22 protein-coding genes are annotated in these 26,974 nt (G+C 68.1%); 9 read left to right on the top strand and 13 right to left on the bottom strand.

The window, feature by feature from the left end; genetic code table 11:
• The 4 genes from AB0I98_RS42400 to AB0I98_RS42385 form a co-directional block, all read right to left on the bottom strand.
• Positions 1 to 233, bottom strand: a 233-nt coding sequence (locus AB0I98_RS42400; RefSeq protein ID WP_362951305.1) for a DNA cytosine methyltransferase, incomplete at its 3' end; no start/stop codon positions are given.
• Entirely contained in the window at positions 230 to 1,087 is an 858-nt protein-coding gene (locus tag AB0I98_RS42395; RefSeq protein WP_362951303.1) for a protein spdB, read from the bottom strand. The genes AB0I98_RS42400 and AB0I98_RS42395, both read right to left, overlap by 4 nt.
• Positions 1,084 to 1,530 (bottom strand): Pycsar system effector family protein, encoded by a 447-nt coding sequence (locus AB0I98_RS42390; RefSeq protein WP_362951302.1) that lies wholly within the window; start codon positions 1,528 to 1,530, stop codon positions 1,084 to 1,086. The genes AB0I98_RS42395 and AB0I98_RS42390 overlap by 4 nt, the downstream gene beginning before the upstream one ends.
• Positions 1,527 to 1,790, bottom strand: coding sequence for a DUF6284 family protein (locus AB0I98_RS42385; protein WP_362951300.1), 264 nt, complete (start codon positions 1,788 to 1,790; stop codon positions 1,527 to 1,529). Before AB0I98_RS42385 ends, AB0I98_RS42390 begins: the two co-directional genes overlap by 4 nt.
• A 457-nt stretch (positions 1,791 to 2,247) precedes the next feature.
• Between AB0I98_RS42385 and AB0I98_RS42380 the strand changes: the two genes are divergently transcribed.
• Both AB0I98_RS42380 and AB0I98_RS42375 read left to right on the top strand, forming a co-directional pair.
• Complete coding sequence (locus AB0I98_RS42380; protein WP_362951298.1) at positions 2,248 to 3,042, top strand: GntR family transcriptional regulator; 795 nt, start codon at positions 2,248 to 2,250, stop codon at positions 3,040 to 3,042.
• The gene (locus AB0I98_RS42375; protein WP_362951295.1) at positions 3,039 to 3,704 is read left to right on the top strand and encodes a YdcF family protein; all 666 of its coding nucleotides are present in this window, start codon (positions 3,039 to 3,041) and stop codon (positions 3,702 to 3,704) included. Before AB0I98_RS42380 ends, AB0I98_RS42375 begins: the two co-directional genes overlap by 4 nt.
• Before the next feature lie 344 nt (positions 3,705 to 4,048).
• Here the strand turns inward: AB0I98_RS42375 and AB0I98_RS42370 are convergent, their stop codons facing one another.
• A complete protein-coding gene (locus AB0I98_RS42370; RefSeq protein WP_362951293.1) occupies positions 4,049 to 8,065 on the bottom strand; it encodes a hypothetical protein in 4,017 nt (1,338 codons plus the stop codon).
• A 1,201-nt stretch (positions 8,066 to 9,266) separates the two neighbouring features.
• On the opposite strand from AB0I98_RS42370, the gene AB0I98_RS42365 reads away from it, so the two are divergent.
• A complete protein-coding gene (locus AB0I98_RS42365; protein ID WP_362951291.1) occupies positions 9,267 to 10,076 on the top strand; it encodes a hypothetical protein in 810 nt (269 codons plus the stop codon).
• A gap of 523 nt (positions 10,077 to 10,599) precedes the next feature.
• On the opposite strand, the gene AB0I98_RS42360 is transcribed toward AB0I98_RS42365, so the two are convergent.
• A complete protein-coding gene (locus AB0I98_RS42360; RefSeq protein WP_362951289.1) occupies positions 10,600 to 10,779 on the bottom strand; it encodes a hypothetical protein in 180 nt (59 codons plus the stop codon).
• Between the two features lie 370 nt (positions 10,780 to 11,149).
• Between AB0I98_RS42360 and AB0I98_RS42355 the strand changes: the two genes are divergently transcribed.
• Together AB0I98_RS42355 and AB0I98_RS42350 are read left to right on the top strand one after the other, a co-directional pair.
• Positions 11,150 to 11,893, top strand: a complete 744-nt coding sequence (locus AB0I98_RS42355) for a methyltransferase domain-containing protein (RefSeq protein ID WP_362951287.1) — start codon at positions 11,150 to 11,152, stop codon at positions 11,891 to 11,893.
• Positions 11,894 to 12,207: 314 nt separating this feature from the next.
• The gene (locus AB0I98_RS42350; protein WP_362951285.1) at positions 12,208 to 13,809 is read left to right on the top strand and encodes a hypothetical protein; all 1,602 of its coding nucleotides are present in this window, start codon (positions 12,208 to 12,210) and stop codon (positions 13,807 to 13,809) included.
• 18 nt (positions 13,810 to 13,827) lie between these two features.
• Here AB0I98_RS42350 and AB0I98_RS42345 read toward each other — a convergent pair whose 3' ends face one another.
• The 4 genes from AB0I98_RS42345 to AB0I98_RS42330 form a co-directional block, all read right to left on the bottom strand.
• Positions 13,828 to 15,045, bottom strand: a complete 1,218-nt coding sequence (locus AB0I98_RS42345) for an MFS transporter (RefSeq protein WP_362951283.1) — start codon at positions 15,043 to 15,045, stop codon at positions 13,828 to 13,830.
• 91 nt (positions 15,046 to 15,136) lie between these two features.
• The gene (locus AB0I98_RS42340; RefSeq protein ID WP_362951281.1) at positions 15,137 to 16,186 is read right to left on the bottom strand and encodes an endonuclease/exonuclease/phosphatase family protein; all 1,050 of its coding nucleotides are present in this window, start codon (positions 16,184 to 16,186) and stop codon (positions 15,137 to 15,139) included.
• A gap of 187 nt (positions 16,187 to 16,373) precedes the next feature.
• Entirely contained in the window at positions 16,374 to 17,006 is a 633-nt protein-coding gene (locus AB0I98_RS42335) for a TetR/AcrR family transcriptional regulator (protein ID WP_362951279.1), read from the bottom strand.
• Between the two features lie 51 nt (positions 17,007 to 17,057).
• Positions 17,058 to 18,647, bottom strand: coding sequence for an MFS transporter (locus tag AB0I98_RS42330; RefSeq protein WP_362951277.1), 1,590 nt, complete (start codon positions 18,645 to 18,647; stop codon positions 17,058 to 17,060).
• A gap of 187 nt (positions 18,648 to 18,834) precedes the next feature.
• Here AB0I98_RS42330 and panB point away from each other — a divergent pair, with 187 nt between their 5' ends.
• From panB to AB0I98_RS42315, 3 genes are all read left to right on the top strand, one after another.
• Positions 18,835 to 19,713 carry a 3-methyl-2-oxobutanoate hydroxymethyltransferase gene (gene panB, locus AB0I98_RS42325; protein WP_362951274.1) on the top strand — a complete coding sequence of 293 codons (879 nt, stop codon included), beginning with the start codon at positions 18,835 to 18,837 and terminating at the stop codon, positions 19,711 to 19,713.
• Positions 19,714 to 19,963: 250 nt separating this feature from the next.
• On the top strand, positions 19,964 to 20,980 hold the full coding sequence (locus AB0I98_RS42320) for an ATP-binding cassette domain-containing protein (RefSeq protein ID WP_362951272.1): 1,017 nt from the start codon (positions 19,964 to 19,966) through the stop codon (positions 20,978 to 20,980).
• Entirely contained in the window at positions 20,977 to 21,792 is an 816-nt protein-coding gene (locus tag AB0I98_RS42315) for an ABC transporter permease (protein WP_362951270.1), read from the top strand. Before AB0I98_RS42320 ends, AB0I98_RS42315 begins: the two co-directional genes overlap by 4 nt.
• A 19-nt stretch (positions 21,793 to 21,811) precedes the next feature.
• Here AB0I98_RS42315 and AB0I98_RS42310 read toward each other — a convergent pair whose 3' ends face one another.
• The gene (locus tag AB0I98_RS42310; protein ID WP_362951268.1) at positions 21,812 to 25,054 is read right to left on the bottom strand and encodes a BTAD domain-containing putative transcriptional regulator; all 3,243 of its coding nucleotides are present in this window, start codon (positions 25,052 to 25,054) and stop codon (positions 21,812 to 21,814) included.
• A gap of 159 nt (positions 25,055 to 25,213) precedes the next feature.
• Here AB0I98_RS42310 and AB0I98_RS42305 point away from each other — a divergent pair, with 159 nt between their 5' ends.
• Positions 25,214 to 26,014: a site-2 protease family protein gene (locus AB0I98_RS42305; protein WP_362951266.1), complete on the top strand. Its 801-nt coding sequence runs from the start codon at positions 25,214 to 25,216 to the stop codon at positions 26,012 to 26,014.
• A gap of 2 nt (positions 26,015 to 26,016) precedes the next feature.
• Here the strand turns inward: AB0I98_RS42305 and AB0I98_RS42300 are convergent, their stop codons facing one another.
• Both AB0I98_RS42300 and npdG read right to left on the bottom strand, forming a co-directional pair.
• Positions 26,017 to 26,244 (bottom strand): hypothetical protein, encoded by a 228-nt coding sequence (locus AB0I98_RS42300; RefSeq protein ID WP_362951264.1) that lies wholly within the window; start codon positions 26,242 to 26,244, stop codon positions 26,017 to 26,019.
• 4 nt (positions 26,245 to 26,248) lie between these two features.
• Entirely contained in the window at positions 26,249 to 26,965 is a 717-nt protein-coding gene (gene npdG / locus AB0I98_RS42295; protein WP_301979512.1) for an NADPH-dependent F420 reductase, read from the bottom strand.
• Between the last annotated feature and the right edge of the window lie 9 nt (positions 26,966 to 26,974).

Raw genomic sequence — 26,974 nt, 5'->3', positions numbered from 1 at the left:
AACGGCTGGCACGGATAGCCCCCGACGTAGATGTCGACCGGCTCGACGTCATGCCAACCGACAGCGGTGATGTCCCCGAGGTTGGGCACCCCGGGGTGGCGGTGGGCCAGGATGCGGCTCGCGCCGGGGTCGTTGTCCGCCACCCAGGCCAGCGAGCCGCCGAATACGGCCTGGACGGCCTCGTCCAGGCCGCCGTAGCCGGTGCACACCGAGCCGATCCGCAGGGACGTCATGCCGCGACCCGCTTCCACGCGGCCCTCAGGCGGACCTCGGATGCGGAGTGGCCGGCCGCGCGGAAGCGGGTGGCCATCTCGCGGTACGACAGGGGCGGGGTCTGGCTGTGGCGGATCTGGTCGACCAGCGCGTCAAGGGTCGCGTCGGGGAGGGCGGGACCGGCTTCCAGCGCGGCAACCGGCTCTGTGGGGCCCCAGGTGGGGAGTTCCCAGCGGGCCGTGACGCCGGGCGTGACGGGGGCCGTCACGCTGGTCAGCGCCCTGCCCGTGCCCTCGCCCTTACGGGCGGTCTCCAGCGTCGACCAGGCCCGGGAGAGGGTCTGCGCGGTGGTCGCTTGGACGCGGGCGACGCGGGCGCCTGCCTGGGTGACGGCGGCGAGGCGGGTCTCTTCGGTGGCCGCTTCCGCGCGCAGCCGGGCACGGGCCACGGCCGCCTCGTCGCGGGCCTCCTGCTGGATTCCCTGGATGGCGTCCAGCGCGGTGGGGGTGAGGGCGGTGCGCTTCCACAGTCCGTGGACCAGCCACAGGGCCTTGGCCGCGATCGGCAGCCAGGACACGGCCAGCCACGCGGCGGGTGAGTGGTCGACGGTCAGCGCGTGCGCGACCAGCACGCCGGCGGCGAGCAGTCCGAAGGACCAGCCGACGGCGGTCACGATGCGGCTGTGGTCGCCCTGCGCGGCCAGACGGCGTTCGTAGGCGAGGGTGGCCAGCCATCCCCCGTCGATGCCCAGACCCACCACCAGCGCGACGGGCCACGGCACCGCGGTGCCGAGCCACATCACGACGACGGCCAGTGTGAGGACCATGGACACGGCCGTCATGGCGACGGCGGGCAGTACGGTCTTGGCGTTCATGCCGCACCTCCCAGCGCGATCACGACGGCGAGGAGGAGCAGGGCGCCGCCGGTCAGGGTGAGGTCGACGGCGCGGCGCAGGCCGGTGAACTTGGCGACCGCGAGGCGGGACAGTCCGGCGATGTCGGCGGCCAGGTCACGCGAGACGGTGTCGGTGATCTGGTCGGGGGTGAGGGTGGCCCACAGCGGGAAGCCGTGCCGCCCGCTCAGGTTGGGGCGCACGGACCGCAGCAGCAGTCCGGCCGCCGTGACGATCAGGGCCATGCCGGTGCAGCCGGCCAGCAGGGCGGGCCAGGACAGCGGCAGGTCACGGGCGATCGTCCAGGTACCGGCGAGGACGGCGCCGACGAATGCCAGCAGCAGGGCGGTCTTGGTGTCGGTCCGCGCGATCTCCGTCTTCACCTCGGCGTGCGCGGCCGTCAGGTTCTGCTCGCGGGTGCTCACGCGGCACCCCCGGTGGCGCCGGAGGTGCGGTTGGCCAGGGCCCGCCGCTCGGCGAGCACCCGGCGCCGGGCGCGGCGGATGCGCCGGGCGTCCAGCTCGGTCGGCGTGCGGTCGAGGGTGATGATCTGCGCGTCGATCAGGTCGACGTCCGCGAGGATCGCGGGCATCTCCCGCTCGACCGCGTCCAGCTCTGCGTTCGTCGGTTCGATCCAGTCGGCGAACGCAGTAACAGCGTCCTGAACAGTGACGATGGGGGTCATAGGGTCGTGTTCCTTCCAGAGGTGAACGGCCCGAACAGCGGCTCCCGGGAGGCACCCCGGGAGCCGCGCGCCGTTGAAGTCGGAACATCCGGCTCCCTGCCACCCCGCCCGTACGACCAGCGCGCGAAGCGCGGTCAGACGGACGGAGGAGGCAACCGGCCGCAGCAGTCGAGCTGCGGAAACGGAGATAGATGCGCGATCACAGCCGCGCGGCCGTCTTTTCGACTCGGGGAGACGGGGCCCACCTATGGAGTTGTGAAGCAACGACCAGCGAGGGGCTCCGTGTGGGAGCGAGCTATCCCAAACCGGCATGGCGATGAAGCAGCCCCAAAGAGGGGTCCTTCCGTTCGCTGTCCTAGGACTGCGAGCGGCCTGAGATGAGCATGCCTCGCAGTCCTAGGACTGTCAACAGTCCTGGGACTGTGCTTCACTGGGACATGTCGAGAGGAGGGTCTGCGTGGCACCGAAGTGGCGCGAACTGGCGGACAGATTCGCGGAGCAGATCAGGAACGGTGAGTACGCGCCGGGCGCCCAGTTGCCCCAGATCAGAGACCTGGTGAAGGCTGGTGAGGGGTCGAAGGACACCGTTCACAAGGCGTACAAGGAGCTGGAAGCCCAGGGGCTGGTGACGTCCTCGCGCGGCCACGGCACTGTTGTGCGCCAGCAACAGCCGCTCAAACGGCTCGGCATCGGGCGGTACGACAAGGCCAAGTGGCGGGACAGCGACGAAGTCGCGTTCATCGCGGACCGGGTGGCGTCTGGCCGCGCATACCGCAGGAACGAGCAGACCCAGACAGTCAGCCGAGTGAAAGCGTCGCCGGCCGTGGCCGCAGCCCATGGGTTGCCGGAGGGGGCCGACGTGTACGCGCGGGCGCGTGTGGTGAAAGAAGGCACGCAGCCGACCCACACCCTGACCAGCTACTACCGGCCCGAACACGTCGAAGGAACCCGCATCGTCGACCCGACTCCGGGCCCCGCTGGCCGGGGCGGCGGATTCCGTGTCCTGTACGACGCCGGATATGAAATCGACCACATGACGGAGGAACTGTTCGCGCGCGTGCCCACAACGGAAGAGGCTCAGCTACTCCAGCTCGCGCCGGGTGAGTGGGTGGTGGAGCTGCACCGCACCACGTACACGGCAGATGGCACAGTGGTGGAGTTCGCTATCGGCGTGCACGCGGCGACGCGGTTCGCATGGTCATACGACTTCAAGGTTCCCGACTCGGCGAAGACGGAGGGTGAGAACGAGTGATCTCGGCTCAGGCGTGGACGGACGTTCAGCGGCTCTGGGACTTCCAGCAAATGGGCCATGAGCCGCGTCCGTGCTCCGTGGCAGTCGGCCTCGGCAGTCATGACTTGGGGGTGGCCGACACCACGGCAGACCTCTACCACCAGGGCATGGCTCCGTTGATCGTCTTCACTGGGGCTACCAGCCGCACGACGCATGAGCGGATGCCGCGCGGTGAAGCTGAGCACTACCGCGAGCGCGCAATGGAGCTGGGGGTTCCCGAGCGCGCCATCCTTGTTGAGCCGAACGCGCGGAACACCGGCGAGAACATCCGCTTCTCGCGCGCCCTCCTCGAAGAGCGGAATACGCCCGTCTCGTCTGTGCTCCTGGTCAGCAAACCCTACGAGGAACGGCGCTCGTACGCGACGGCCCGCAAGCTGTGGCCTGACGTCGAGTGGGTGTGCGCGTCTACCCCCATGACGCTTGCCGACTACGTCGACTCGATCGGGGATGCGCGCCTTGTGGTCGACATGTTGGTCGGCGCGCAGCAGCGCCTCATGATCTACCCGCAACAGGGTTTCATGATCGAACAAGAGATTCCCGGCGACATCGAGGGCGCATACGAGCGTCTGCGCGATCACGGGTTTACGAGTCGACTCGTACCGGAGACGGCCGAACGTGCCTGATGGGCCCGCGCCTACGGATCAGGTGCTCGTGGGCCATGCGTGGGCCAACGGAAGTTGAAAAGCGTGCTGGTGCAGTGTTTTCCCAGATCAGCCCATGTGCGGGACCCGTACACGCGACGCTCTTGAGGACCGTCCCTGTCCGAGCGCGGTAAAACTTGCCCTGCCTCATCAAGGCCTGCGCACAGCGCGGGCGCAGCTGCCTCTGCGGCGCGGCCTGCCCCTGTCTCCGCCCCGGCTGCCCGTGCCCGGGCAGCGCGCTGGCGAGCTGCCGGACGTGAGGCGGGAGACACCCTCTATGGCTGAGGAGGAATTCTTCGAACTGCATTCAGTGCCAGACCTACCTACTACCGCGCAGCGGGTTTCATCGACGACATTAGACAGCCAGCAAATGTTTTTACGGCTTGGATATCAAAGGAAGAGATGAGCGAAAGCAGAGATGTAGGAGATTTGACCATCAAGGCTTCAGCTAGCAGTACGTCCCCATCCGGCAAACCCCGGAGAGACTCAGCGGCAAGAGGCAAGGTACTCTCCAGCCAAAACTGGTCAGCGCACTTTCTCGCGCAGTGGAGAAGTTCCGATACTCTACCTTTGGCGATAAGAATTTTCGCGACTTCACTGAAAGTCAAAACCTGCTCATCATCATCAGGAATAAGCAGGACTGCATCAATCGCGCCTTGCGCCTTCTCGGAGCGAGCGAGCGATTTTGCGATGCCAACCAGCGCTTCGCATCGCTGGTCGTGTACTTCTATGGATAGGGCAGTATCAATAACTTCTTTCGGCGCCACAGTCAGAGCTAGAACTTGACATGCATCACGGATCGCTTTTGCGCGCTTAACCGGATCATGAACACCGGAAACAAGATCGATAGATTGTCGGGCCAGGACAGTCGCCCTTTCCGCATGACCCATTTCAGCCAACGCTAAAGCAACTGCACTGATGCCTCGCGACCGTTGACAAGAATCATTTATCTTATCCGCAAGAATAATGGCTTCCTCTGCAAGTCCACATCGCGCTTTTGTCCCAACAATGGATCGCAATGAGCGACACTTCACGTACTCATCGTCTATATCCAGGGCAAGAGACGTTGAGGTCTTGATTAGATTGATCGACCGCTTCACCTGATCGGCACCCACGCCTGCATCCGCAACCGCTAGAAGTCCAGCAATCCGATATCTCGGTGAAGATATGGCATAAGCGCAATCGACTGCTTCGTAAAAATCTCCAAAATTGGCAAGAAATTCTGCAGCCTCAACTAGCGTTTGATCTTCCGAGTAGGTGGCTCCGATAATTCGCAGGCTGCGGCTGCTTTCCCGGGCGCGGCTGACTGCAATCCTAACGCAGCTGATGGCGTCGTCTGCACATCCAATGCTTTTGAGGTGTTTGGCGAGGGACATTAGCTCGATGTATCCGTTGCCCTCGCGCAACTCTTCAATGAAGGTCGTCGCCTCGTTCAGCTGACCAGCTTCAGCAAGCGCTCTAGCGATCCTCCGGTGTGATTCAATAGCTGTGAAAGGCAGAGAAGGCTCCGGAACGGAACGAGCAGCTGCGCGAGCCAGCCCTGCCGCCTCCTCGACCCTCCCCCTCCGAATCAATCGAACCGAAAGCTCAAGATCGATCGCTGCTCTTTGGGGGGGATCAATTAGGGTCTTGATATTACCGGCTACTTCCTCGAAGCCTTCGGTTTCGGTCAGTACCTCAAAAGCATCTAGCAGAGATGGCAACCTGACGCTTTTGTGATTCGCGGCAGCCAAATGAATGACGTCTTTGGCTATGCCAGTCGCCTCAAGGCCCCTTCCCAGCCGACTAAGCAGCAGGGCCGAACGGGCAAGAATCTCGCACCTGTCCATTGAGTCCTCAATGGCGTCAGCAACTTTAACAGCCTGCTCAGCGAGATTGACAGCGTCGCCAACCTGCCCACAAGAGGAAAGCGCATCTGAGACTTCAACAAGCCTTGCCGCATGATTAGTCGGATTCGTTTTCGTGCGAGCGATGTCCGCAACATATTGAGCGAGTTCAGAAGACTCTTGCATTCGACCGCAGCGTGCCAGGAGTGCAGAGACTTGTCCCAGGACCTTGGTCCGGCGATAGATGTCCGGCATGGCGGCAGAAACGTCGACTGCGTGTTGCGCGAGTTCGACTGCCTCATCGCACTGGCTACAACCAGCTAACGCATCAGCGATAGCAATAATCGCGCTAGAGCTGGTGAGGGACCGGCCGATTTCATAAGCGCGTCGTACATTTCCCGAGATTGCTAAAGCTTTTCCAGCTACGGCTATCAGTGCTTCTTGGTGATCTTCTGTATTATTGGCGACAAAAATTACCCGTTCCGCTTCTTGCGCGAAATGCGCTGCTTCCCGCAATTTTCCGGTTTGGGCAAGTTCTTCTGCGACAGCACCGAGAGCATGCACCCTCTCCCAGTCGCTATCAAATGTCCGAATCAGATCCATGGCACCTGACGCATGCCCTGCCTGCGCTAGGGCCATTGATGCGCCTCGATAGAGCCACTCGGCTTCGTCGCTCTCAAGGTTCGCAGCCAAGTCGACAGCCTGGCGGGCAATATCGGCAGCTTCATCATGCCGACCCGCCCGAGCCAAAGCCCGACTCGCCAGGCAGAGCGCATACCCAGCCCGATCTGGCCCTGAGAAGGCATCAGCCCGTAGGATGGCCTCGCGTGCAAGGTTGATAGCATCGGAATGTTTCCCTACACGCGCCAATTCCTCCGCGACACTGCCAAGAGCCTCCCCTTGCATTCCTTCATCCACCAAGTTGCGTGCTAGTTCTGCACCTTCCTCCTCCCTGCCGGATCGTGCCATCAAATTCGCACAAGCCATCGCTGCCTCGTCTCGCCGAGACGCATTGGGAATATCCAGAGCCCACTGCCGAGCTTGGCTGGCTATTTCCGCCGCCTTCTCTGCATCTCCTGCATCTGTAAGCGCCTCTCCTAGATACGCAAGAGCGAACGGCTTGTCATAGGGGTCAAGAGATTTGATTATCTCTGCTGCTGCCTCCAGGGCCTCAGGCGTCGAGCCGGCTGCCCTTATCATGTCGCTGGCAAAATTCAGGCGCCGCCTTGAGCCGGCGCCGTGGATGGCAAGCGCTGCTGCCCGTTGCAAGTGGCCCATACGTGCCCAAACATAAATAAGACCGTCGGGGGCGTTTCTGGTCTTTTCAACGAGGTACTCACGCTGATGTGCCAAGCGGACGCAGGCAGAAAGATCAGGACGAACACGGGTGCCGTGGACGTTGAAAGCGTCGGCTATCTCGGCCAAGGCGTCGAGGTCGGCACCAGTAATTTGCCACATTCGCTCGTGCCGCTTGGAATCGGTAGCTAGTGCGATAAGCCTGTCTACATCCTGCAACTCAACCAAAGTTCGGGGATACCCGGTTAGGGCCCACTCGGGTGTCTCTGGAGGCCATCCTGCTTCGCGGGCACGCTCCACCCAGGCATGCAGTCGGTCCCGATACCGTTCCAAGGCTGATGGCGAAAGTAATTGGCGAGCGCTGCTGAGAAGCTCCTGGTGCGCAAAGGAATAGACCGAAACCGGCACTCCATCGCTATCAGTCACATAACGGGTCGGGCGGATCTGGAACGCGCGCCCGATACTGCCTCCCAAGACCAATTCGATGCGTCGCTGAGATTGCCCGGTCAGTTCGGCAAAGTCGGCTGCAGCGAGGCCTCCGCCCGCCGCCGTGAGACCGACAAGCTCCTCTCCCAGGCCCCCTGCGGCGATCAAGGCGTCCAGATTTCGTTCGGCGTCCTCTTTCACCGCCCAAGCCGCCGGCGCAGGCAGCAGTTCATGACTATTTGCTGGGTCGCGGAGAGGATGACTACGTGGAACGTCTCCAGGCAGCGGCGGATGAGTGCGACTAGCGACAATCAACCTGAGCCCGGAAGGTGGGGTGCGTGGCAGTAGTGCGGTGATGCTGTACCCGGTGCTGGCGGTTACCAGACCTGCGTCTTCGTCTAGACCGTCTACAACGAGAAGAAGTTGCCGGTCGGAACTTCGCGCCTTATTTGCCGCGCGCTGCAAGGACTCCAAGAAAGCCCCTTGGGTCGGGCATCGCACATCTCCATCATCGAGGTACTCGCCCAGCTGGCTTTCCAGGGCGGACAGAAAAGCTGTCCGGTCGGCGCGACCTGCCATGCGAGCTGTAACGAAGAAAGCCAACACATCTGTGTTCGGCGGCGGGTGCAGGACAAAGTGAGCCATCAGGGCAGTTTTGCCAGCCCAGGCCGGAGCTAGCCATCTCCAATAATTGGTAGTCGCAGCACTCGGAGCAGAACTGAATGCGGCCATCGCCGCCAGTTCAGCTTCACGCCCTTCGAACCTTTGCGCGCTCAGCTCCTGCACTTCGAGCATGTAGCCCGATCTCGGTATTCGTGACTGAGCGGATCCGACAAGCATGTCTCCGTGGACGTTGACCCGATTTCTATCCCCAGAGATGGCTAGGCCCAGGCTACCCGCCGCGGTCATGGATCGCTCTGCGCCTCCGGTCACGCCGACGTCTTGGCGTTCCACCTCTGGCGCTGGCTTCGATCGACTTGGAGCACGCGGATGCTCTGCGGTTTTTTGGGCGCCGGACGTCCCGTTACCTAACTCAGCGTCTGCAATGACTGGCTCGGATTGATCGACCTTCTCAATTCCCTGAGAACTGGTCAGCCTCGTCTTTTTTCTCCGGAACCTCACGGCACCTGGTTCCCGTCCCCAGTAATTCCTTCACCGAGATGGCCCCCGGCAGACACTCCTCTGTCACCTAGTGCAGGAAGTACGGGCGCTGTCCCGTCCTCAGTTCGCGGAATTAGCCGCGGGGCTACGCCACCGATACGATTCCTGTCGCCCGTGACGGCACGCCCAACGCTGCCTCCAGCTTGGACTGATCGCTCGCCTGTCACGTGTGGCCCTGTGGGGCTCGCGAGTAGGGCGTAGCCGGAAAGCACCAGCCCAGCGCCAGCCAGCACTGCTCCAACCAGACTGGCCGCCTTGTCGGCTGTATCCAGGTCAGCCCAAAACGCCACGCATGCAAGGGTCACCGCGAGGCCAGCAGCCAGAGTCGCACCCACCCAAAGCGCGATCCTTGCCCGTCTCGACGAGACCCTCATCCTCCACGCCCTTCCTCTGGCGACTTCGCGTCTGCTCCTCAGAACACGCGTGTCCGACCTGCGTAGTTCCCACTGCGCGTGGTTCGGAGCTGCTTCATTGTCCACTCCTCCGGATCCGCTTCAAGAGCGTGACTGAGACGAAGCGAGTGAGCAGGGAGTGGTCCAGCGACTGCGCTCGGCTCCACTTGGGATACCCGCAGGTCAGACGGCCTTCGTCTCGGCAACGGCGCAAGCCCTCCGGAGCCGTGTGCAGAGCAGCGAAAGACAGCAGCCGTGTGAAGGCAGTAGGGCGCTGAGCTGTGGGCCCCATTAGCGCGGGCGTGGGCCATGTGTGAGCCCACGCACCGGTAAGCGCGGCCAATGGAAGCATCGGTGCAGGGCAGGGCAGGTGTCACCTTTGACATCGCGACGCTCTTGAAAACCGTTCGTGTGTAGGCGGGGCCGGCCAATAGCCTCATCCCGTGACAACGAGCGACGACGAGCAGCAGTACCTTCGTGCGATCTTGGCGAAGCTGGAGCAGACGAAGCCTTACGAGGAGCTCACCTCTACGCCCTCGTCAGCCTGGGACGTACAGCCGGCCAGCGACTTGGCGGGCGATGACGCCAAAACCAACCCGTACCAGGTATCTCACCTGGCGTGGCAGGCGCTCACCGTCGCAAGCGATCACTTGCACTGTCTCCGCCGCAGCTTGGTCGGCGACCAGCGGGGCGACGAGATCACTGTCACGTTGCACACCTATGCCCAGGCGACACTGTTGCGCGGGGCGTTCGAGAACGGTGCTCGGGCGGTCTGGTTGCTCGCGCCGGGCAAGCGGCTGACACGCATTCAGCGCCGGCTCGCTCTACAGGTGGACAGCAACGGCCACTCGGACCGTATGCACCAACTGCTCAGTAAGACCCCGAGGCGTACCAAGATTGAACGTACGAAGGAGATCACGGATCTGGCCGTTGGTGCTGGGATCCCACTGAGCGATGTGAAGAAGGAACTGGCCTTCGGCTACAAGAAGATGGTCTGCACTGCTGGTGATCACCTAGCGGGCGTGGGAGGAGAGCAGGCCGAGGCCGTCTGGAGTGCGTGCAGTGCCCTCGCTCATGGAGACGTCCACAGCATGGCTTTCCTGGAGCGGGAAGTGATGGGCCGGGTAGGGAACATCGCGCTCGCCAGGCTTTCCACCGACTACAAGATCATGGTCTGGGTCACCACGCTAGCGGTGCAGATGGTCGAATACGGCTTCGGCCTCTACAAGGAGCGGGCGTCCGCGCGCACGTGATGCGGCTCGGGTTTCATTTGCGGTCTCAGTCGCTGTGCGTTCCGCGAGCGTCCACCCTTGCCCACCGCCGTTTGGGAAACCCGCTCAGCAGGCAATCTGCCGGGCATCGTGCAACGAGGCCGCCTTCGGGCCGTCTGTGGGCCGTCGAAGGGTGGCCCACAGCGACCGACAACGACCAATGACGGCCGTTTGACCACAGGTCAGCGCTGCGCCGACGTCGATCGCGCGAGGTCGCTCGGGGCCGTCGTCACTTCCTGCGCAACAAGCGGCAGGAGTGGGAGGAGTACCGCTCCGAGGTGACGGCGTTCGAGCTGCGGAAGAGCCTGCCGGTTCTGTAGCGCAGGTCAAAGCGGGTTTCTCGCTGATTCAGCCGGTGGGGCCGACGGTGGTGGACCGTCGGCCCCACCGTGTCTCACTACTCGTGGGCCGTCTCTGAGCTGTCCGGCGCCGGATCGGTGCCCTGATGAAGGCTGTCCACAGCCTTCCGGGCCCGGCACGGCCGGCGTGTCGAGCCGCCCGTCCTTCAGGCAGGGCCGCCCGCGCCGTCCGGTCGGCGGCGGAGCGAGCGCGCAGAGCGGTCACGCAGTGCACGGCCGTGGTAGGCGGCGTCGGCGACCACATCGATACGCCGGCTCCCATGGCAGGCGGCCAGGACCCGGATCATGGAGGCGGCGAGCTCGACCTTGGTTTGTTTGCCCTTCAAGCGGTGCAGTCGGGCGGCGATGGGCGGTCACCCGCGCGAGCCACCAAGCTGACGTTGATCAGACCGGCGACGTTCGAGGAGAATCGGATCATGGCGATATGCAAGAAGTGCGGCGTGCGAAAGCGCCGTTGGCCCCGTTCCTGCCCCGGATGCAGCGCCGGGTCGGCCCGGGCCGACGTGGCCGCGTCGGGCGCCGATGTGGCCGTTGCGGCAGGACTGTTCGGTTGGATCAGACGGGCAGTCACCGGCGTTGTGCGGCGGATTCTCGACTGGACCTGACCCAGCGGGCGCGATCCGGCTCCCGAAGTCGTCGGCATCGATCACACGGCCGGGACGTTCCGCATGGCGGCTTCTTCGCATACTGAGATGCATGGCCATCTACGACACCCTCGGCGCGACGTACGGCCGGACGCGGCAGCCGGATCCGCGGATCGCCGCTCAGATTCACGCCGCGCTCGGCGACGCCGCGGACGTGATCAACGTAGGAGCGGGCACCGGCTCCTACGAGCCACCGCAGACGGTGCTCGCCGTCGAGCCCAGCCAGATCATGCTCGCCCAGCGTCCGCCCCGCTCCGCGCCCGCCGTGTGCGCGGTCGCCGAGCATCTTCCGGTGCGTGACGACGCTGCCGACGCCGTCATGGCACTGCTGACCGTCCATCACTGGAGTGACCTTGCGGCCGGCATTGCCGAGCTCCGCCGGGTCGCGCGCCGCCGCATCGTCATCCTGACCTGGGACCAGCAGATCTTCCGTGAGCGGTTCTGGCTCGTGCGTGAGTACCTCCCGCAGGCCGCCGCCTTCGACGACACCCGTGCCATCCCGACCGACCGGCTGGCCACGCTGCTCGGCGGGGCGCATCAGGAGCCCGTCCATGTCCCGCACGACTGCACGGACGGGTTCGGCGCAGCGTATTGGCGCCGCCCCCGCGCCTACCTCGACCCACAGGTACGCGCCGGAATCTCCATGCTCGCCCAGACCGGAGAAGACGCCCTCGCTCCCGGCCTGGCACAACTCACCGACGACCTCGCGACCGGCCACTGGCACGACCGTCACGCCGACCTGATCGCACTCGACACCCTCGATGTCGGCTATCGACTACTGGTGACGGACCTCTGAAGCAACTCGGAAGTGCGACAACCCCGCTCGCCGGCGTGGTCCTCTTGCCTTTTCTTCCGTACGGTCGGGACCCCTCCCCACCCACCTACCGCAATATGGAGACAGGCCTGTATTAGGCGCAAGGTGTCCTGTCCGTACGGCAGTTGGGGGAGTGAGTCGGTATGGGTGGATCCGAAGCGCCGTCGGGCGGAAGCGAGTTCACGCCGCCCGAGCCCCTGTCGTCGCCCCTGCCCCCATCGTCGCCCCCTCCTCCGTCGTCGCCCCCTCCCCCGCCCTTCCCTCCGCTGCCTGATGGTCCGCCGACCTCCGCGTGGTTGACCTACACGCTGCCGGAGGAGCCCGAGGACCCCGTGCCCGCGGACCCTTGGCGGGTCGCGGCGGCCGGGTTGTTCAATCTCAGTGGGCTCGGGCTCGGGTATGTGCTGCTGCAGCGCTGGCCGCAGGCCGCCCTGTGCTGGATCGCGTCCGGCATGCTGCTGGTGGCGGCGCTGCCCGCGGACCCCGACGGGCTGCCGGGCGGGGTGGTGTGGGCGTACGGCCTCGTGCTGGTGCTCGCCGCGGTGCACGGGGCGTGGCTGGCGCGCGGTGCGCGGCTGACGTTGCCGTGGCGGTCGACGGTCGCGGCCGGGCTCGGCCTGGTGCTGCTCGTCGTGCCGGCCGGTGGGGCGGTGGGGTACGAGGCGGCGCGGGAAGAGGCGTACCAGCAGATGCTCCTCGACCGGCTCGCCGAGACGGACCGGCTGGTCACCACCGCCTCGCGGCAAGCCAGTTTCGCCGAGGGCAAGGACGACTACCAGCGGGCGCTCAAGGCCTACCGCGCGCTCGGCGACGACCACCCCGGCAGCCGGGCGGCCCAGCGCGTTCCCGACCGTCTGGGCCGGTTCTACGACACCGTCGCCGCGCCGTACCGCGAGAAGGAGTACTGCGAGGCCCTGGAGCCGCTGCGGTATCTGTGGAAGCTGCCCGACACGATGGGCAGCAAGCGGCTCGGCTCCCTCGCCGACTGGCCCGAGGAGCCCCTGGCCACCTCGCTCTACGAGTGCGGCATCACGAACCTCGGCTCCAGCGCCGCGACCGAAGCGGACGCGAGCGGCGGCGGCGCACTGGCCGACCTCCTGCGTACGTTCCCCGAGTCGGCGCAGGCCGCCAAGGTCGAACCGGCCGTGAGCGCGGAGATCGCGAAACGGTCCAAGGCCCTGAAGGGCAACGACCCCTGCCCGGCCGGCGAACAGTTGCAGGCCATCAGCCAGACCGTGGTCGATCTGCCCGCCGGCAGCCCCGGTGACGGGTTGCGCACGAAAGCCGCGGGCGCGGTGGAGTCCGCCGCCTACGCCTGCGGGGTGGACGAGTTCGAGGACGACAAGTTCGGTGCCGCGGCCGTGACGCTGGGCGACTTCGCCGACAAGTACAAGGACAACAAGAACGCCAAGCGTGCCCGGCAGATCGCCATCGCCGCGGAGATCGCCGAGGAACGGCCCCAGGCAGGCCGGACGCTGCCGCCGTCCCGCAACCCGGGCGGCTCCCGGATGCCCATGGAGATCAGCAACGACGCCCCGACCGCGGTCGAGTTCCTCTACACCGGCCCCGTCACCGGCAGCGTCTACCTCCCGGCGTGCGCCGGCTGCACCAAGTACTCCAGCGAGTCGACCGCCGAGACCGTGGCCTGCAAGAACAGCGGCATCGACTACCCGACCAGCTGGCTCAACCTGCCCGCCGGCAACTACCACACGCTCGTCAAGTACGCCGACGCGGACGCGGGGGACGTAACGAACCAGGCCGACGGCATGCGCATCGATCCCGGATACACGTACACCAACTGCACCTACGTCGTGACCGAGAGCAGCTACCCGGGGTATCCCGACATCCCTCTGCCGGAGCTCCCGGAGCTCGAGCCGATCGAGCCCGCCGGCTCCTGAAAGCGAGGCAAGCCCCGGTCAGGAACGCACCGTCTCCGACTGCCGCGGCACGTTCCCCGCGACCAGCCGTTCCCGCCCGGCCTGGGGAGCGCGCCGCCGGTCCACGCCGTACGCCACCCCGGCAACTCCCAGCCCCAGCACGGCAAGCAGCGCGCCCGCGAGCGCCGGAGACGTCACGCCGAAGCCCGCGGCAAGGGCCAGGCCGCCGATCCACGCTCCCCCGGCGTTGGCGAGGTTGAACGCCGCCTGGTTGGCGGAGGACGCCAGCGACGGGGCCGAGGACGCCTTCTCCATGACCATCAGCAGGAGCGGGGAGCTGGTGACGAAGGCGGCCGTGCCGAGCAGGACGACGGCGATGGGTGCGCTCCACGCCGTGCGCATGAGGATCGGGAACAGCGCCAGGACCGCCGCCAGCGAGATCAGCCCGCCGAAGAGCGTGGCCCGCATCGAGCGGTCCGCGAGGCGTCCGCCGAGCAGGTTGCCGGCCGTCGCGCCGACGCCGAACAGGGCGAGCAGCAGGGTCACGCTGGAGTCGGCGTACCCGGCGGAGTCGGTGAGCATCGGCGTGATGTAGCTGTACGCGGCGAACAGCGCGCCGAAGCCCGCGACCGTGGTGCCGAGGGCGAGCCACACGGGCAGTGACTTCAGCGCCGCGAGTTCGCCGCGCAGTCCGGCGCTGGGTGCGTGCGTGCCGTCGCGGGGGACGAGGAGTGCCAGGGAGACGACGGCCAGGACGCCGATGACGCTGACGCCGAGGAAGGTCGAACGCCAGCCCAGGGACTGGCCCATGAGCGTGGCCACGGGCACGCCGGCGATGTTGGCGACGGTCAGGCCGAGGAACATCAGCGACACCGCGCGTGCCTTGCGCTCGGGAGCGGCCATGTTCGTCGCGACGACCGCGCCGACGCCGAAGAAGGCGCCGTGCGGCAGCCCGCTGAGGAAGCGGGCGGCGAGCAGCCAGTCGTAGTCGGGGGCGAAGGCGGAGAGCGCGTTGCCCGCCACGAACAGGGCCATCAGCCCGATCAGCACCGCGCGCCGGGGCATGCGCGCGGTGACCGCGGCGAGCAGCGGGGCGCCGATGACGACGCCGAGGGCGTAGGCGGAGACCAGGTGGCCGGCGGCGGGGAGGGAGATGTGCAGGTCGTCCGCAACGTCGGGCAGCAGGCCCATCATCACGAACTCGGTGGTGCCGATGCCGAAGGCGCCCACGGCGAGGGCGAGTAGGGCCAGGGGCATGAGGGAGCCTGTGCCTTTCAAGAGCGGAGTTCTGCGGCCAGTCTATGTTCAGCTGCGGAACAAACTCTCTCAGGCCCGGTATTCCTCTCGGTTAAGAGGACGTGTCGACCTTCACACGCGCAGCCACCGGCAAATGGTCGCTCCCGGTCTGTGGCAGCGTCCACGACGTCACGGGCTCGATGCCCTTCACCATGATCTGGTCGATCCGCGCCATCGGGAACGACGCCGGCCAGCTGAACCCGAACCCGCTGCCCGCCGCGCCCTGCGTGGAGCGCATCTGGGCGGTGACGGCGTTCAGCGCGCGGTCGTTCATCGTGCCGTTGAGGTCGCCGAGCAGCACGACCCTCGGCAGCTTCTCGTCGGCGATCGCCTCACCGAGGGCGTTGGCGCTCTTGTCGCGCTGCCGGGCGGTGAACCCGGCCTCCAGCTTCACCCGCACCGACGGGAGGTGGGCGACGTACACCGCGACCTGCCCGGCGGGCGTGGTCACGGTGGCGCGCATGGCACGCGTCCAGCCCAGCTTGATGTCGACGGGCCGGACACCGGAGAGCGGGTACTTGCTCCACACTCCGACGGTGCCTTCCACGGAGTGGTACTTGTACGTCGACGCCAGCGCGTCCTCGTACGTCGGCACCACCGCCCCCTTCAACTCCTCCAGGGCGACCACGTCGGCACCGGAGGCGGCCACGTCACGGGCGGTGCCGGACGGGTCGGCGTTGTCGGCGTTGACGTTGTGCGTGGCCACCGTGAGGTCGCCGTCGGCGCCGGTCTTGTCGGTGACCAGGCCGCCGAACATGTTCAGCCATACGATCGCCGGGACCAGCACCGCGATCAGCGCGGTCGCCGATTTGCGGACCAGCGCCAGCACGAGCAGCACCGGGATGGACAGCCCCAGCCAGGGCAGGAAGGTCTCGATGAGGCTGCCGAGGTTGCCGACCGCGTTCGGGATGCGCGAGTGCAGCACCATCACCAGGGCGAGCAGCAGGGCCAGGACGGCGACGACGAGGCCGCGGCGCCAGATCCGGGGGTCACCGCGCCAGCCGGTGGTCAGTCTGCCGAGCAGGCGCCGGAACCGGGAGCTTTGCGACTCGGGCCCCGAGCCGTCCTTGTCCGTCTCCGTCACGTATGCCTGCTGCGCCATACCGTCGCCTCACTACCTGCCGTGCACACCGTCCGTCCCCCTGTGTTCTACAGACCCTAGGGGATGATCGGCTCCGTTCCCGCCGTCTTCTGACGGCCGTACGGGCACGAGGACGTACAAGTCGGGACGGGCAGTTCCGGTGCCGGGCGTGGAAAGCGCGCTCTGTGACATACCCCGCACATGCGGGTTACGCGGGTGGCGAACTGACGGGGCGTAGTCCGTCGAGGACCGCGTCGACGAGCTGCTCCGACATGCCCTCCGGCAGGTCGGCGTCCCGGCGCATCAGGGTGCGGACGAGTATGGGCGCGACGAACATGTCGTTCATCAGCTCGACGTCGATGTCCGTGCGGAGTTCGCCGCCCGCCTGTCCCCGGCGCAGGATCTCGATCTGGCGCCGGCGCCGCGGCTCGACGACGGTCGCGTGGTACGCGGCCCAGATCTTCGGGCTGCTCTTCATCTGGGCGTAGACGTTGTGCAGCAGCGCGGAGGAACGGGTCATCTGCCCACGCCTGCGCAGCTGTTCGAGGAGGGCCACGAGGTCGTCGCGCATCGAGGTGCCGGGGAGTTCGGGATCCGGCGGCTCGGCCGTGCGGACGACGTCGACGAAGAGCTCCTCCTTGCCGCTCCAGCGGCGGTAGATGGTGGCCTTGCCGACGCCGGCGGTGCGGGCGATGCGCTCGATGGACAGTTCCGCGAGCGGCACGCCCTCCTCCAGGAGCCTCACCACGCCCTCGACAATCGCGCGCTCCGCGGCTTCGCTGCGGGGGCGGCCCCGTGCGGGGCCCTCCTGCTTGGGTTCGCTGCCGGCGAGGCTGCTCACGTCGGTCCGTCCCTTCTGTGGCCTGAGGTGATTCTCCCCCAGGTACGGCCCCTACTCGGCCGACACCAACTCCGCCTCGTCCTTGCTCTCCTGGGGTGCCGTCATCCTCCCCGGCAGGAACAGGCCCACCACCACGGCGCCGATCACCGCGACCCCCGCCCCGCACAGCGCGGTGAGGTGCATGGCGTGCAGGAAGGCGTCGTGGGCCGGGGCGATGAGCGACTGGCCCTGGGGGCCGAGCTTCGCGGCGACGCCGAGCGTGGCCTCGATGGACTCGCCCGCGGTGTGGCGTACGTCGGCGGGGAGCACGCCCAGCTTGTCCTCGATGCCGGTGCGGTAGGCCGCCGACAGGACCGAGCCGAGGACCGCGATGCCCAGGGCGCCGCCGACCTGGCGGAAGGTGTTGCTGAGGGCGGAGGCGGAACCGGCCTTCTCGCGGGGCAGGGCCTGCATGATGACGACGCTGGTCGGGGTCATGATGTGCGCCATGCCGGTGCCCATCAGGAAGAAGATCACTTCGAGGATCCAGATGGGTGTGTCCGCCTCCAGCGTGGCGAAGGCGGCCAGCATCGCGGCGATGATCAGCATCCCGGCCGTGGTCGTCGCCCGGTTCCCGAACCGGTCGACCATCAGCCGGGCCCGCGGCGCGAAGATCAGCTGGGCGGCGGCCAGCGGCAGCATCAGCAGGCCGGTCTGCAGCGGCGAGTAGCCGCGCACGCTCTGGGTGTAGAAGACGGAGAAGAAGGTCACGCCCATCAGCGCGAAGAAGACCAGCGCGATGGCGGCGATCGCGGCCGAGAAGACCTTGTTCTTGAAGTACCTGACGTCGATGGACGGATGGTCGCTGCGCGCCTCGAAGACGACGAATCCGACGAGTACGGCAAGCCCCGCGCCGATCGTCGCCAGCACCTGCGGGTCGGTGAAGTCGGCGAGCTGGCCGCCCTTGATGATGCCGTAGACGAGCAGGACCAGGCCGACCACCGACAGGACCACGCCGACCGGGTCGATCCGGCCGGGCTTCGGGTCACGGGAGTCGGGCACCAGCCACACCATCAGGACGACCGCGAGGAGCACGATCGGCACGTTGATGAGGAAGACCGAGCCCCACCAGAAGTGGTCCAGCAGCACACCGCCGGTGATCGGGCCGATGGCGATGGCGAGACCGACGCCGCCCGCCCAGATGCCGATGGCCTTCGGCTGCTCCTCGCGCTCGAAGACGTTCATGAGGACGGCGAGGGTGGCCGGCATGACGAACGCGGCACCGAAGCCCATCACCGCACGGAAGGTGATCAGCTCGGTGGGCGAGCCGGACCAGGCGGCGAGGGCGGAGCCGATGCCGAACAGGACGAGCCCGCCGAGCAGGACCTTCTTGCGGCCCAGCCGGTCGCCGAGGAGACCTGCCGTGAACAGCAGGCCGGCGAAGACCAGGGTGTAGGAGTTGATCGCCCACTCCAGCTCGCTCTGGGTGGCGCCCAGACCGGTCGGCGCGGGGGTCGAGATCGTCTTGATGGCGACGTTCAGGATGGAGTTGTCGAGCACCACGATCAGCAGGCTCAGCATCAGGACGCTGAGGATCGCCCAGCGGCGCCGGTGCACGGCTTCCGGTATCCGGGGGCTGTCGGGGACGGCAGGCGTAGTCATGCCGCCGAGCGTAATCCCTTTACGATACGAGACCGTCTCGTATTGAAAATGTTTTACCCACCTCTTACGTGAGGCCCCGCTCCTACGTGACGAGGGTCCTCTAGCCGTCCTCTGGCACGAGGTGCCACCATGGAGGGGATCCGGGGACGCCGTCAGGGTGCCTCGAGATGACGTAAGGAGCCGTGCCATGACGCAGCTTCCGGCTGCCCAGACCGCGCAGCAGCAGAAACCTTCCGACGGCAGCAAGGCGCTGTACGGGGGCAAGAGCACGCGACGCATCACCGTTCGCGACATCGCCGCCGCCAAGGAGCGCGGCGAGAAGTGGCCCATGCTGACCGCCTACGACGCGATGACCGCGTCCGTCTTCGACGAGGCCGGGATCCCGGTCATGCTCGTCGGCGACTCGGCGGGCAACTGCCACCTCGGGTACGACACGACCGTGCCCGTCACGCTCGACGAGATGACCATGCTGTCCGCCGCCGTCGTACGGGGCACCTCCCGCGCCCTCATCGTCGGCGACCTGCCCTTCGGGTCCTACCAGGAGGGTCCGGTGCAGGCGCTGCGCTCGGCGACCCGGCTGGTGAAGGAGGCCGGGGTCGGGGCGGTCAAGCTGGAGGGCGGCGAGCGGTCGCACCGGCAGATCGAGCTGCTGGTCGAGTCCGGGATTCCGGTGATGGCGCACATCGGGCTGACGCCGCAGTCCGTGAACGCGATGGGGTACCGCGTGCAGGGGCGTGGCGAGGAGGCGGCGCAGCAGCTGCTGCGGGACGCCAAGGCCGTCCAGGACGCCGGGGCGTTCGCGGTGGTGCTGGAGCTGGTGCCGGCGGAGCTGGCGGCCGAGGTGACGCGCACGCTGCACATCCCGACTGTGGGGATCGGGGCCGGGCCGGAGACGGACGCGCAGGTGCTGGTGTGGACCGACATGCTGGGGCTGACCGGCGGCCGGATGCCGAAGTTCGTGAAGCAGTACGCCAATCTGCGTGAGGTCATGGGCAACGCGGCGAAGGCGTTCGCCGAGGATGTCGTCGGCGGAACGTTCCCGTTGGAGGAGCACTCCGTCCACTGAGCCACCGTCGCACCACGGGCAGCCCGCCGATCTTCCCCCGTCGGCGGGCTGCCCCCTGTCGTGGCTGAGGCGGGGTGGGTCGCGCGGCCCGGCGCTGACGGGGTGCCGCCTGCGCCCACCCTCCCCCACTCTCGGCTTCGCTCGAGCGGGGGGACCCCCATCGCCCCAGGCGGCACGCATGCCCGCAGGCTGGGTGGCTTGTCGGCGGCCTGTCGGTGGTTTGTCGGTGGGGGCTGGCACTGTCGCTGGCATGACGCGAATCGACAAGAACGCCACAGTCGCAGTGAGCGTGCGGGGGCTGGTCAAGCACTACGGGGAGACCAAGGCGCTGGACGGCGTCGACCTGGATGTGCGGGAGGGCACCGTGATGGGTGTGCTCGGGCCGAACGGGGCCGGCAAGACCACCCTCGTACGGATTCTGTCCACGCTGATCACCCCGGACTCCGGACAGGCCACCGTCGCCGGGTACGACGTCGTACGGCAGCCCCGGATGCTGCGCCGGGTGATCGGGCTCACGGGGCAGTACGCCTCCGTGGACGAGAAGCTCCCCGGCTGGGAGAACCTGTACATGATCGGGCGGCTGCTCGACCTGCCGCGCAAGGAAGCACGCGCCCGCGCCGACGCGCTCCTGGAGCGCTTCTCGCTGACGGACGCCGCCAAGCGCCCGGCGAACACCTACTCCGGCGGTATGCGGCGCCGGCTCGACCTCGCCGCCTCGATGATCGGCCGCCCGCAGGTGCTGTTCCTCGACGAACCCACCACCGGGCTCGACCCGCGCACCCGCAACGAGGTGTGGGACGAGGTCAAGCGGATGGTCGGGGACGGAGTGACCGTCCTGCTGACCACCCAGTACATGGAGGAGGCCGAGCAACTGGCCTCCGAGCTGACCGTCGTGGACCGCGGCAAGGTCATCGCGGGCGGCGAGATCGAGCAGCTGAAGGCGAAGGTCGGCGGCCGCACCCTGCGGATCAAGCCGGCCGACCCGCTCCAACTGCGCCCGCTGGCCCGCGACCTCGACGAGCTGGGCATCACCGGCCTCGCCACCACCACCGTCGACACCGAGGGCGGCACCGTCCTGGTGCCGATCCTCAGCGACGAGCAGCTCACCGCCGTGACCGGCGCGGTCGTCGCCCGGGGTATCACGATCAGCTCCATCACCACCGAACTGCCCAGCCTGGACGAGGTGTTCCTGTCCCTGACCGGCCACCGCGCGAGCGCCCCGCAGGACGCCGTGCCCGCCGATGACCGCGAGGAGGTCGCCGTATGAGCGCCGCAACCATCAATCCCGTCAAGGACGACGCCCATATCCCGCTGCGTGGCCATCTGCGCCACACCGGCGCCCTGGTCCGCCGCAACCTGCTGTGGATCCGACAGGACCCCGAGTCGATGTTCGACGCCCTGCTGATGCCGGTCGTCTTCACCCTGCTGTTCGTGTACGTCTTCGGCGGCTCCATCGGGCAGGCGCTGGGCGGCGGGCAGGACGCGTACGTGCAGTACGTGATCCCCGGCATGCTGGCGATGATGGCCATGACGATGTCCCAGGGCGTCGGCACCGGCTTCAGCCAGGACTTCAACTCCGGTGTCATGGACCGCTTCCGGTCCCTGCCGATCGGGCGCGGCTCGGTGCTGTTCGCGAAGATCTCGGTCGAGCTGCTGCGGATGCTGTTCGCGACGACCGTGCTGATGATCGTCTCTGTGCTGGTCGGTTTCGACATCACCAACTGGCCCGGCCTGTTCGCGGCCGTCGGCCTGTCCGCGTTGTTCGCCTCGTCGATCATGTGGGTGTTCCTCACCCTGGGCGTGATGCTGAAGAACGCGCAGTCCGTGCAGGCGATGGGCTTCCTGGTGCTGTTCCCGCTGCAGTTCGGCTCGTCGATCTTCGCACCGACCGCGTCGATGCCGGGCTGGCTGCAGGCCTTCACCGACTGGAACCCGCTCTCCACGCTCGCAGACGCGTCGCGCGGACTGATGGTGGGCGGCCCGGTCGCGCACGACCTGTGGGTGACGCTCGGCTGGTCGGTGGCGATCACCGCGGTGGCGGCGCCCTACGCGATCCACAAGTTCCGCACCAAGAACTGAGGTTCGCAGTAGGTGCGGCTCACACCAGGGCGGTGGCCTCCTCCGGGGAGAGGCCGCCGCCCTCCGCGTACGCCGTCTCGTACTCCTCGTCGCCGAGCAGCTGCCGGAGCGGCTGCTCGGCCCGTTCGCGGCAGGTGCGCTCCAGAGTCGACAGGACATGGCGGGGCGGCAGCAGGGCGTCGGCGGCGCCGAGGCAGCGGGCGGCGTCGCGGGCCCGGCGGCCGCCGTCGAGGCCGGCGAGTGCGAGGGCGGCGGTGGTCAGATAGGTCGAGCGCATCTGCGGTGTGAAGGCCTCGGACAGCGGGTCCCTGGCGCGTACCAGTGCCTGCCGGAGCTTCTCGAGAGCCTCCTCGTGGCAGCCGTCGACCGCGTCCAGCCAGGCAGCCAGCCCCAGGATGAAGGCGTCGAAGACGACGAAGTGGGCGATGGCGAACTCCTCGCGCAGCAGCCGGAGCTGCTCGCGGCCCTCCGGGACGCGATCGGTCATGCCGAGCCAGCCGGCGAGGAAGAGCCGGGCCGCGGGCATGGCCTCGTTGTGGGAGCCGTCGCGCTCGGCGATGACGTCGCGCAGGAGGCGTTCGCCGCGCTCGACCTCGCCCATCTCCAGCAGCGCGCTGCCGAGCCGGGCCCGGAGCACGGACGTATGGGCGCGGGCGCCGAGCCGTTCGGCGTGCTCGACGGCCGCCTCGTAGTCGACGACGGCGAGGCGGTGGTCGCCGGTGCGCTCGCGGCTCTCGGCACGGGCCGACAGCGCCTCCGCGATGCCCCAGGCGTCGCCGAGGCGCCGGTAGATCTCCAGCGCCTCGTCGGCGTCGCGGGTGGCGTCGCCGGCCCAGTCGCCGCGGTTGGCGAGGAAGTTGGCGCGCATCTGGAGGCCGGCGGCGAGCTCCCACTCGTAGCCGGGGGTGTCCCGGCAGGTGGCGACGGAGGCGTCGATGATCGTGCGCAGCCGGCCCATGTCGCCGGTCAGCATCACGGCGTAGAACCAGAACATCCCCGGTGTCCGGCAGGTCTGCGGCAGACCGGGCTCGTAGCTCGCGGCGATGGTCCGCAGCCTCTCCTGCGCCTCGTCGGTCTGCCAGGCGTCCAACTCGGTGTCCATACAGGCGAGATGGGCCAGATGGACCCCGCGCCGCGCCTCGTCGAGGACCAGGCCCGTCCAGGGCGGCGGCGCGTCCGTGCAGCGCTCCCACAGCGGATCGGCCACTCGGGCCGGCGCCGTGAAGGGGTCGGGGCCCAGGTCCTTGACCTCGCGGCACCAGTTGCGGGCCTCGATCCGCAGGTCGCGCATCTGCCAGTACCAGGACAGCGACAGCACCAGGCACAGCGCTTCCTGCTCGTCGCGGAGGGCGACGGCGCGGCGCAGGGCGGTGCGCAGATTCTCGTACTCGCGCTCCAGGCGTTCGATGGCGGCACGCTGCCGCGGGCCGCGCAGCAACGGGTCGGTGGTGCGGGCGAGTTCGCGGTAGTACGTCAGATGCGCGCGCTCGGCGGCGGGGCGCCCGCCGGACTCGTCGAGCCGTTCGCCCGCGTACTCGGCGACGGTCTCCAGGAGCCGGTAGCGCATCTCGCCGCCCTCCCCCGAAGGGGCCGCCACGACAAGGGACTTGTCGACGAGAGAGCCGAGCGCGTCGAGGGCGGCCGGTCCGCAGACGGCCTCGGCGGCGGCGAGGTCGCAGCCGCCCGCGAACACCGACAGCCGGCGCAGGACGTCGCGTTCGTCGGTGTCGAGCAGGTCCCAGGACCAGTCGACGACGGCCCGCAGGGTCTGCTGGCGGGGCAGCACGGTACGGCTGCCGGAGGTGAGCAGCCGGAAGCGGTCGTCGAGCCGGTCCGCGATCTGACGGGGCGTCAACATCCGTAGCCGGGCCGCCGCGAGCTCGATGGCGAGGGGCAGTCCGTCGAGCCGCAGGCAGATCTCGGCGGCGGCCTCGGGATCGTCCTCGATACGGAAGCCCGGCCTGGCGGCGGCACCCCGGTCCGCGAGGAGCCGCAGCGCGACCGGCTCCGGCAGCGGCTCCACGGGCCGCACCAACTCCCCCGGCACACCGAGGGGTTCACGGCTGGTGGCCAGGACGGTGAGCCCGGGACACCGCTCCAGCAGCTGCTCCACGAGGCGGGCGGCGCCCTCGACGACATGCTCGCAGTTGTCGAGCACGATCAGCATCCGCCGCCGGCCGCAGTGCTCGACGAGCCGTACGACGGGATCGTCATGGCGCTCGAACCCGGCCCGTATCTCCTCCGCCCCGGCCCCGTAGAGCACGGTCTCGCGCGCACCCACGGCCGTGAGCACGGCCTCCGGCACGGCGGCCGGGTCGTCGACGGGTGCCAGCTCGGCCAGCCACACCCCGTCCCGGGCCACGTCCCGCACGGCCTCGGCGGCCTCCTGCGACAGCCGCGTCTTCCCCGCCCCGCCGGGCCCGAGCAGCGTCACCAGCCGGGCGGCGGCGAGGTCCCCGCGGATGGCATCGATGTCGGCCTCCCGGCCGACGAAGGAGGTGAGCCGGGCGCGGAGATTGCCGACCGGCCGGCTCGGCGCCTCCGCCGGACGGAGCAACTCCCCGTGCAGCGCCCGTAGTTCGGCCCCGGGATCGGACCCGAGCCGGTCCGCGAGCAGGTGGCGTACGTTGTCGTAGGCGGCCAGCGCCTCGGCGGCCCGCCCGGTGTCGCGCAGGGCGCGCAGACGCAGGGCCTGGAGGGGCTCGTCCAGGGGGTGGCTGTCGCACAGGGCGGTCAGCTCGGGCAGGGACTGCTCGGCCTGGCCGAGCGCGAGGGCGGCGGCGTGCCGGGCGCGGAGCGCGTCGAGGCGCCGGGTCTCGCAGCGGGCCGCGTCCGCGGTGCGGTCGGGCAGGTCGGCGAGGGCGGGGCCGCGCCAGAGCGCGAGGGCGTCGTCGAGGACCACGGCCGCCTTGGCGGGGTCGCCGTCGGTGAGGGCGCGCAGCCCGTCACCGACCAGCCGCTCGAAACGATGCAGGTCGATGTCGTCACCCGAGGCGGCGAGCCGGTACCCGCCCTCCACGGACTCCACGGCTTCCGCGCCCAGCGCCCGGCGCAGCCGCCCCACCAGCGCCTGCACCGCCCCCGTCGCATCAGCGGGCGCCTCGCCGTCCCACACCTCGTCCACCAGCACACTCACCGGCACGGTCCGTCCCGGCCGCAGGGCCAGCACCGTCAGCAGCGCACGCAGCCGCGCCCCGCCGACGGGGACGGTGGTGCCGTCGGTGCGGAGGGCCTGAGTCGTGCCGAGGATGCGATAGCGCACGGGCCCATTGTCCCTGCTGCCGCCCCCACGCTGCCTCCGGGTTTACCCGCGCATGAACTGTGCGCAGCCGGAACCCACAGCCGCCCGCGAGACGTTTTCCCCCTGGGCCCGGTACGGTCGGGCAGTCGCAGCGCAGTGCAGATGAGCCAGGGGAGCCCGATGACCACCGCCACCACCCGCCACAGTGACCGGCGGATCAGTCCCGTCTTCGTCGGGATCATGGCCGTCACCGCGGTCACCGGATGGGCCACCTGGACCGGGTTCGCGGAGCAGCCCGGTGTGGCCGTGTTCCTGTTCGTGACGGCGGCGTGGATCGTCTCGCTGTGTCTGCATGAGTACGCGCACGCGCGCACGGCCCTGCACAGCGGCGACATCACGGTCGGCGCGAAGGGCTATCTCTCGCTCAACCCGCTGAAGTACACGCACGCCCTGCTCAGCATCGTCCTGCCCGTGCTCTTCGTGATCATGGGCGGGATCGGCCTGCCCGGCGGTGCCGTCTTCATCGAGCGGGGGCGGATCCGGGGCCGCTGGCGGCACAGCCTGATCTCCGCGGCGGGCCCGCTGACGAACGTCCTCTTCGCCGCCGTGTGCACCGCGCCGTTCTGGCTGGACGCGCTGGACGGAGTGCCGCGCGACTTCCAGTACGCGCTCGCGTTCCTGGCACTGCTCCAGGTCACGGCCGCGATCCTGAACTTCCTGCCGGTGCCGGGCCTGGACGGCTACGGGGTCATCGAGCCCTGGCTGTCGCACAACGTGAAGCGGCAGGTGGAGCCGTTCGCGCCGTTCGGCCTGCTGTTCGTGTTCGCGCTGCTGTGGGTGCCGTCGATCAACGGCGTGTTCTTCGACGCCGTGGACTCGATCCTGTCCACCATGGGGATCACCGATCTGGAGACCTACTGCGGTCAGGACCTGTACCGCTTCTGGCAGGACACGAGCGAGTACTGCCAGATCGGCCAGTGACGTCAGGCCTCTCGGCCGGCCTTGCCGCGCTTGACGTAGTACCAGGCCATGTTCGACGACAGCCCCGCCAGCAGCACCCACACGACGCCCAGCCAGCTGCCCTGCACGAAGGAGACGACGGCCGCGGCGACGGCGAGGGCGCAGACGGTGAGGGCGTAGAGGGCGAGGCGGGGCATGGGGTCGGCTCCTGTCGGGGGACACTGCGGATTGCGGCCTCCAGTGTCCCCCATCCCCTCATACGTCCGTGATGCGGAGCCCCGCGTGTGCCTTGTAGCGGCGGTTCACGGAGATCAGGTTCGCCACCAGCGACTCGACCTGGTGGGCGTTGCGCAGCCGCCCCGCGAAGATCCCGCGCATGCCGGGGATACGGCCGGCGAGGGCCTGCACGATCTCGACATCGGCGCGCTCCTCCCCCAGCACCATCACATCGGTGTCGATCTCCTCGACCTCCGGGTCCTCCAGCAGCACCGCCGACAGATGGTGGAAGGCTGCGGTCACCCGCGAGTCCGGCAGCAGCGCGGCGGCCTGCTCGGCGGCGCTGCCCTCCTCCGGCTTCAGGGCGTACGCGCCCTTCTTGTCGAAGCCGAGCGGGTTGACGCAGTCGACGACGAGCTTGCCGGACAGCTCGGCACGCAAGGATTCGAGCGTCTTGCCGTGCCCCTCCCAGGGCACGGCGACGATCACGATGTCGCTGCGGCGCGCGCACTCGGCGTTGTCGGCGCCCTCGACGCCGTACCCCAGCTCCTCGGCGGCGGACTGCGCGCGCTCGGCGGCCCGCGAGCCGATGATCACCTTCTGGCCGGCCCGGGCGAGCCGGTAGGCGAGGCCCTTGCCCTGCGGCCCGGTCCCGCCGAGCACGCCGACGACGAGACCGGAGACGTCGGGCAGGTCCCAGGGGTCCTTGGCGGGGGCCTTCGCGGGCTTCTGTGCAGCACTGTCGGTAGAGGTCATGGCCCGACT

It is taken from the genome of Streptomyces sp. NPDC050211, assembly GCF_040656035.1.
Taxonomy (GTDB): domain Bacteria; phylum Actinomycetota; class Actinomycetes; order Streptomycetales; family Streptomycetaceae; genus Streptomyces.
The sequence above is the reverse complement of the archived record's forward strand: the minus strand, read 5'-3'. Positions and strand labels throughout refer to the sequence as shown.

Coding starts and splice junctions, on each gene's coding strand:
- AB0I98_RS42330 (WP_362951277.1), bottom strand. CDS start 18,647: ATGACTACGCCTGCCGTCCCCGACAGCCCCCGGATACCGGAAGCCGTG.
- AB0I98_RS42320 (WP_362951272.1), top strand. CDS start 19,964: ATGACGCGAATCGACAAGAACGCCACAGTCGCAGTGAGCGTGCGGGGG.
- npdG (WP_301979512.1), bottom strand. CDS start 26,965: ATGACCTCTACCGACAGTGCTGCACAGAAGCCCGCGAAGGCCCCCGCC.
- panB (WP_362951274.1), top strand. CDS start 18,835: ATGACGCAGCTTCCGGCTGCCCAGACCGCGCAGCAGCAGAAACCTTCC.
- AB0I98_RS42345 (WP_362951283.1), bottom strand. CDS start 15,045: ATGCCCCTGGCCCTACTCGCCCTCGCCGTGGGCGCCTTCGGCATCGGC.
- AB0I98_RS42300 (WP_362951264.1), bottom strand. CDS start 26,244: ATGGGGGACACTGGAGGCCGCAATCCGCAGTGTCCCCCGACAGGAGCC.
- AB0I98_RS42370 (WP_362951293.1), bottom strand. CDS start 8,065: ATGCTCGAAGTGCAGGAGCTGAGCGCGCAAAGGTTCGAAGGGCGTGAA.
- AB0I98_RS42355 (WP_362951287.1), top strand. CDS start 11,150: ATGGCCATCTACGACACCCTCGGCGCGACGTACGGCCGGACGCGGCAG.
- AB0I98_RS42305 (WP_362951266.1), top strand. CDS start 25,214: ATGACCACCGCCACCACCCGCCACAGTGACCGGCGGATCAGTCCCGTC.
- AB0I98_RS42385 (WP_362951300.1), bottom strand. CDS start 1,790: ATGACCCCCATCGTCACTGTTCAGGACGCTGTTACTGCGTTCGCCGAC.
- AB0I98_RS42340 (WP_362951281.1), bottom strand. CDS start 16,186: ATGGCGCAGCAGGCATACGTGACGGAGACGGACAAGGACGGCTCGGGG.
- AB0I98_RS42395 (WP_362951303.1), bottom strand. CDS start 1,087: ATGAACGCCAAGACCGTACTGCCCGCCGTCGCCATGACGGCCGTGTCC.
- AB0I98_RS42315 (WP_362951270.1), top strand. CDS start 20,977: ATGAGCGCCGCAACCATCAATCCCGTCAAGGACGACGCCCATATCCCG.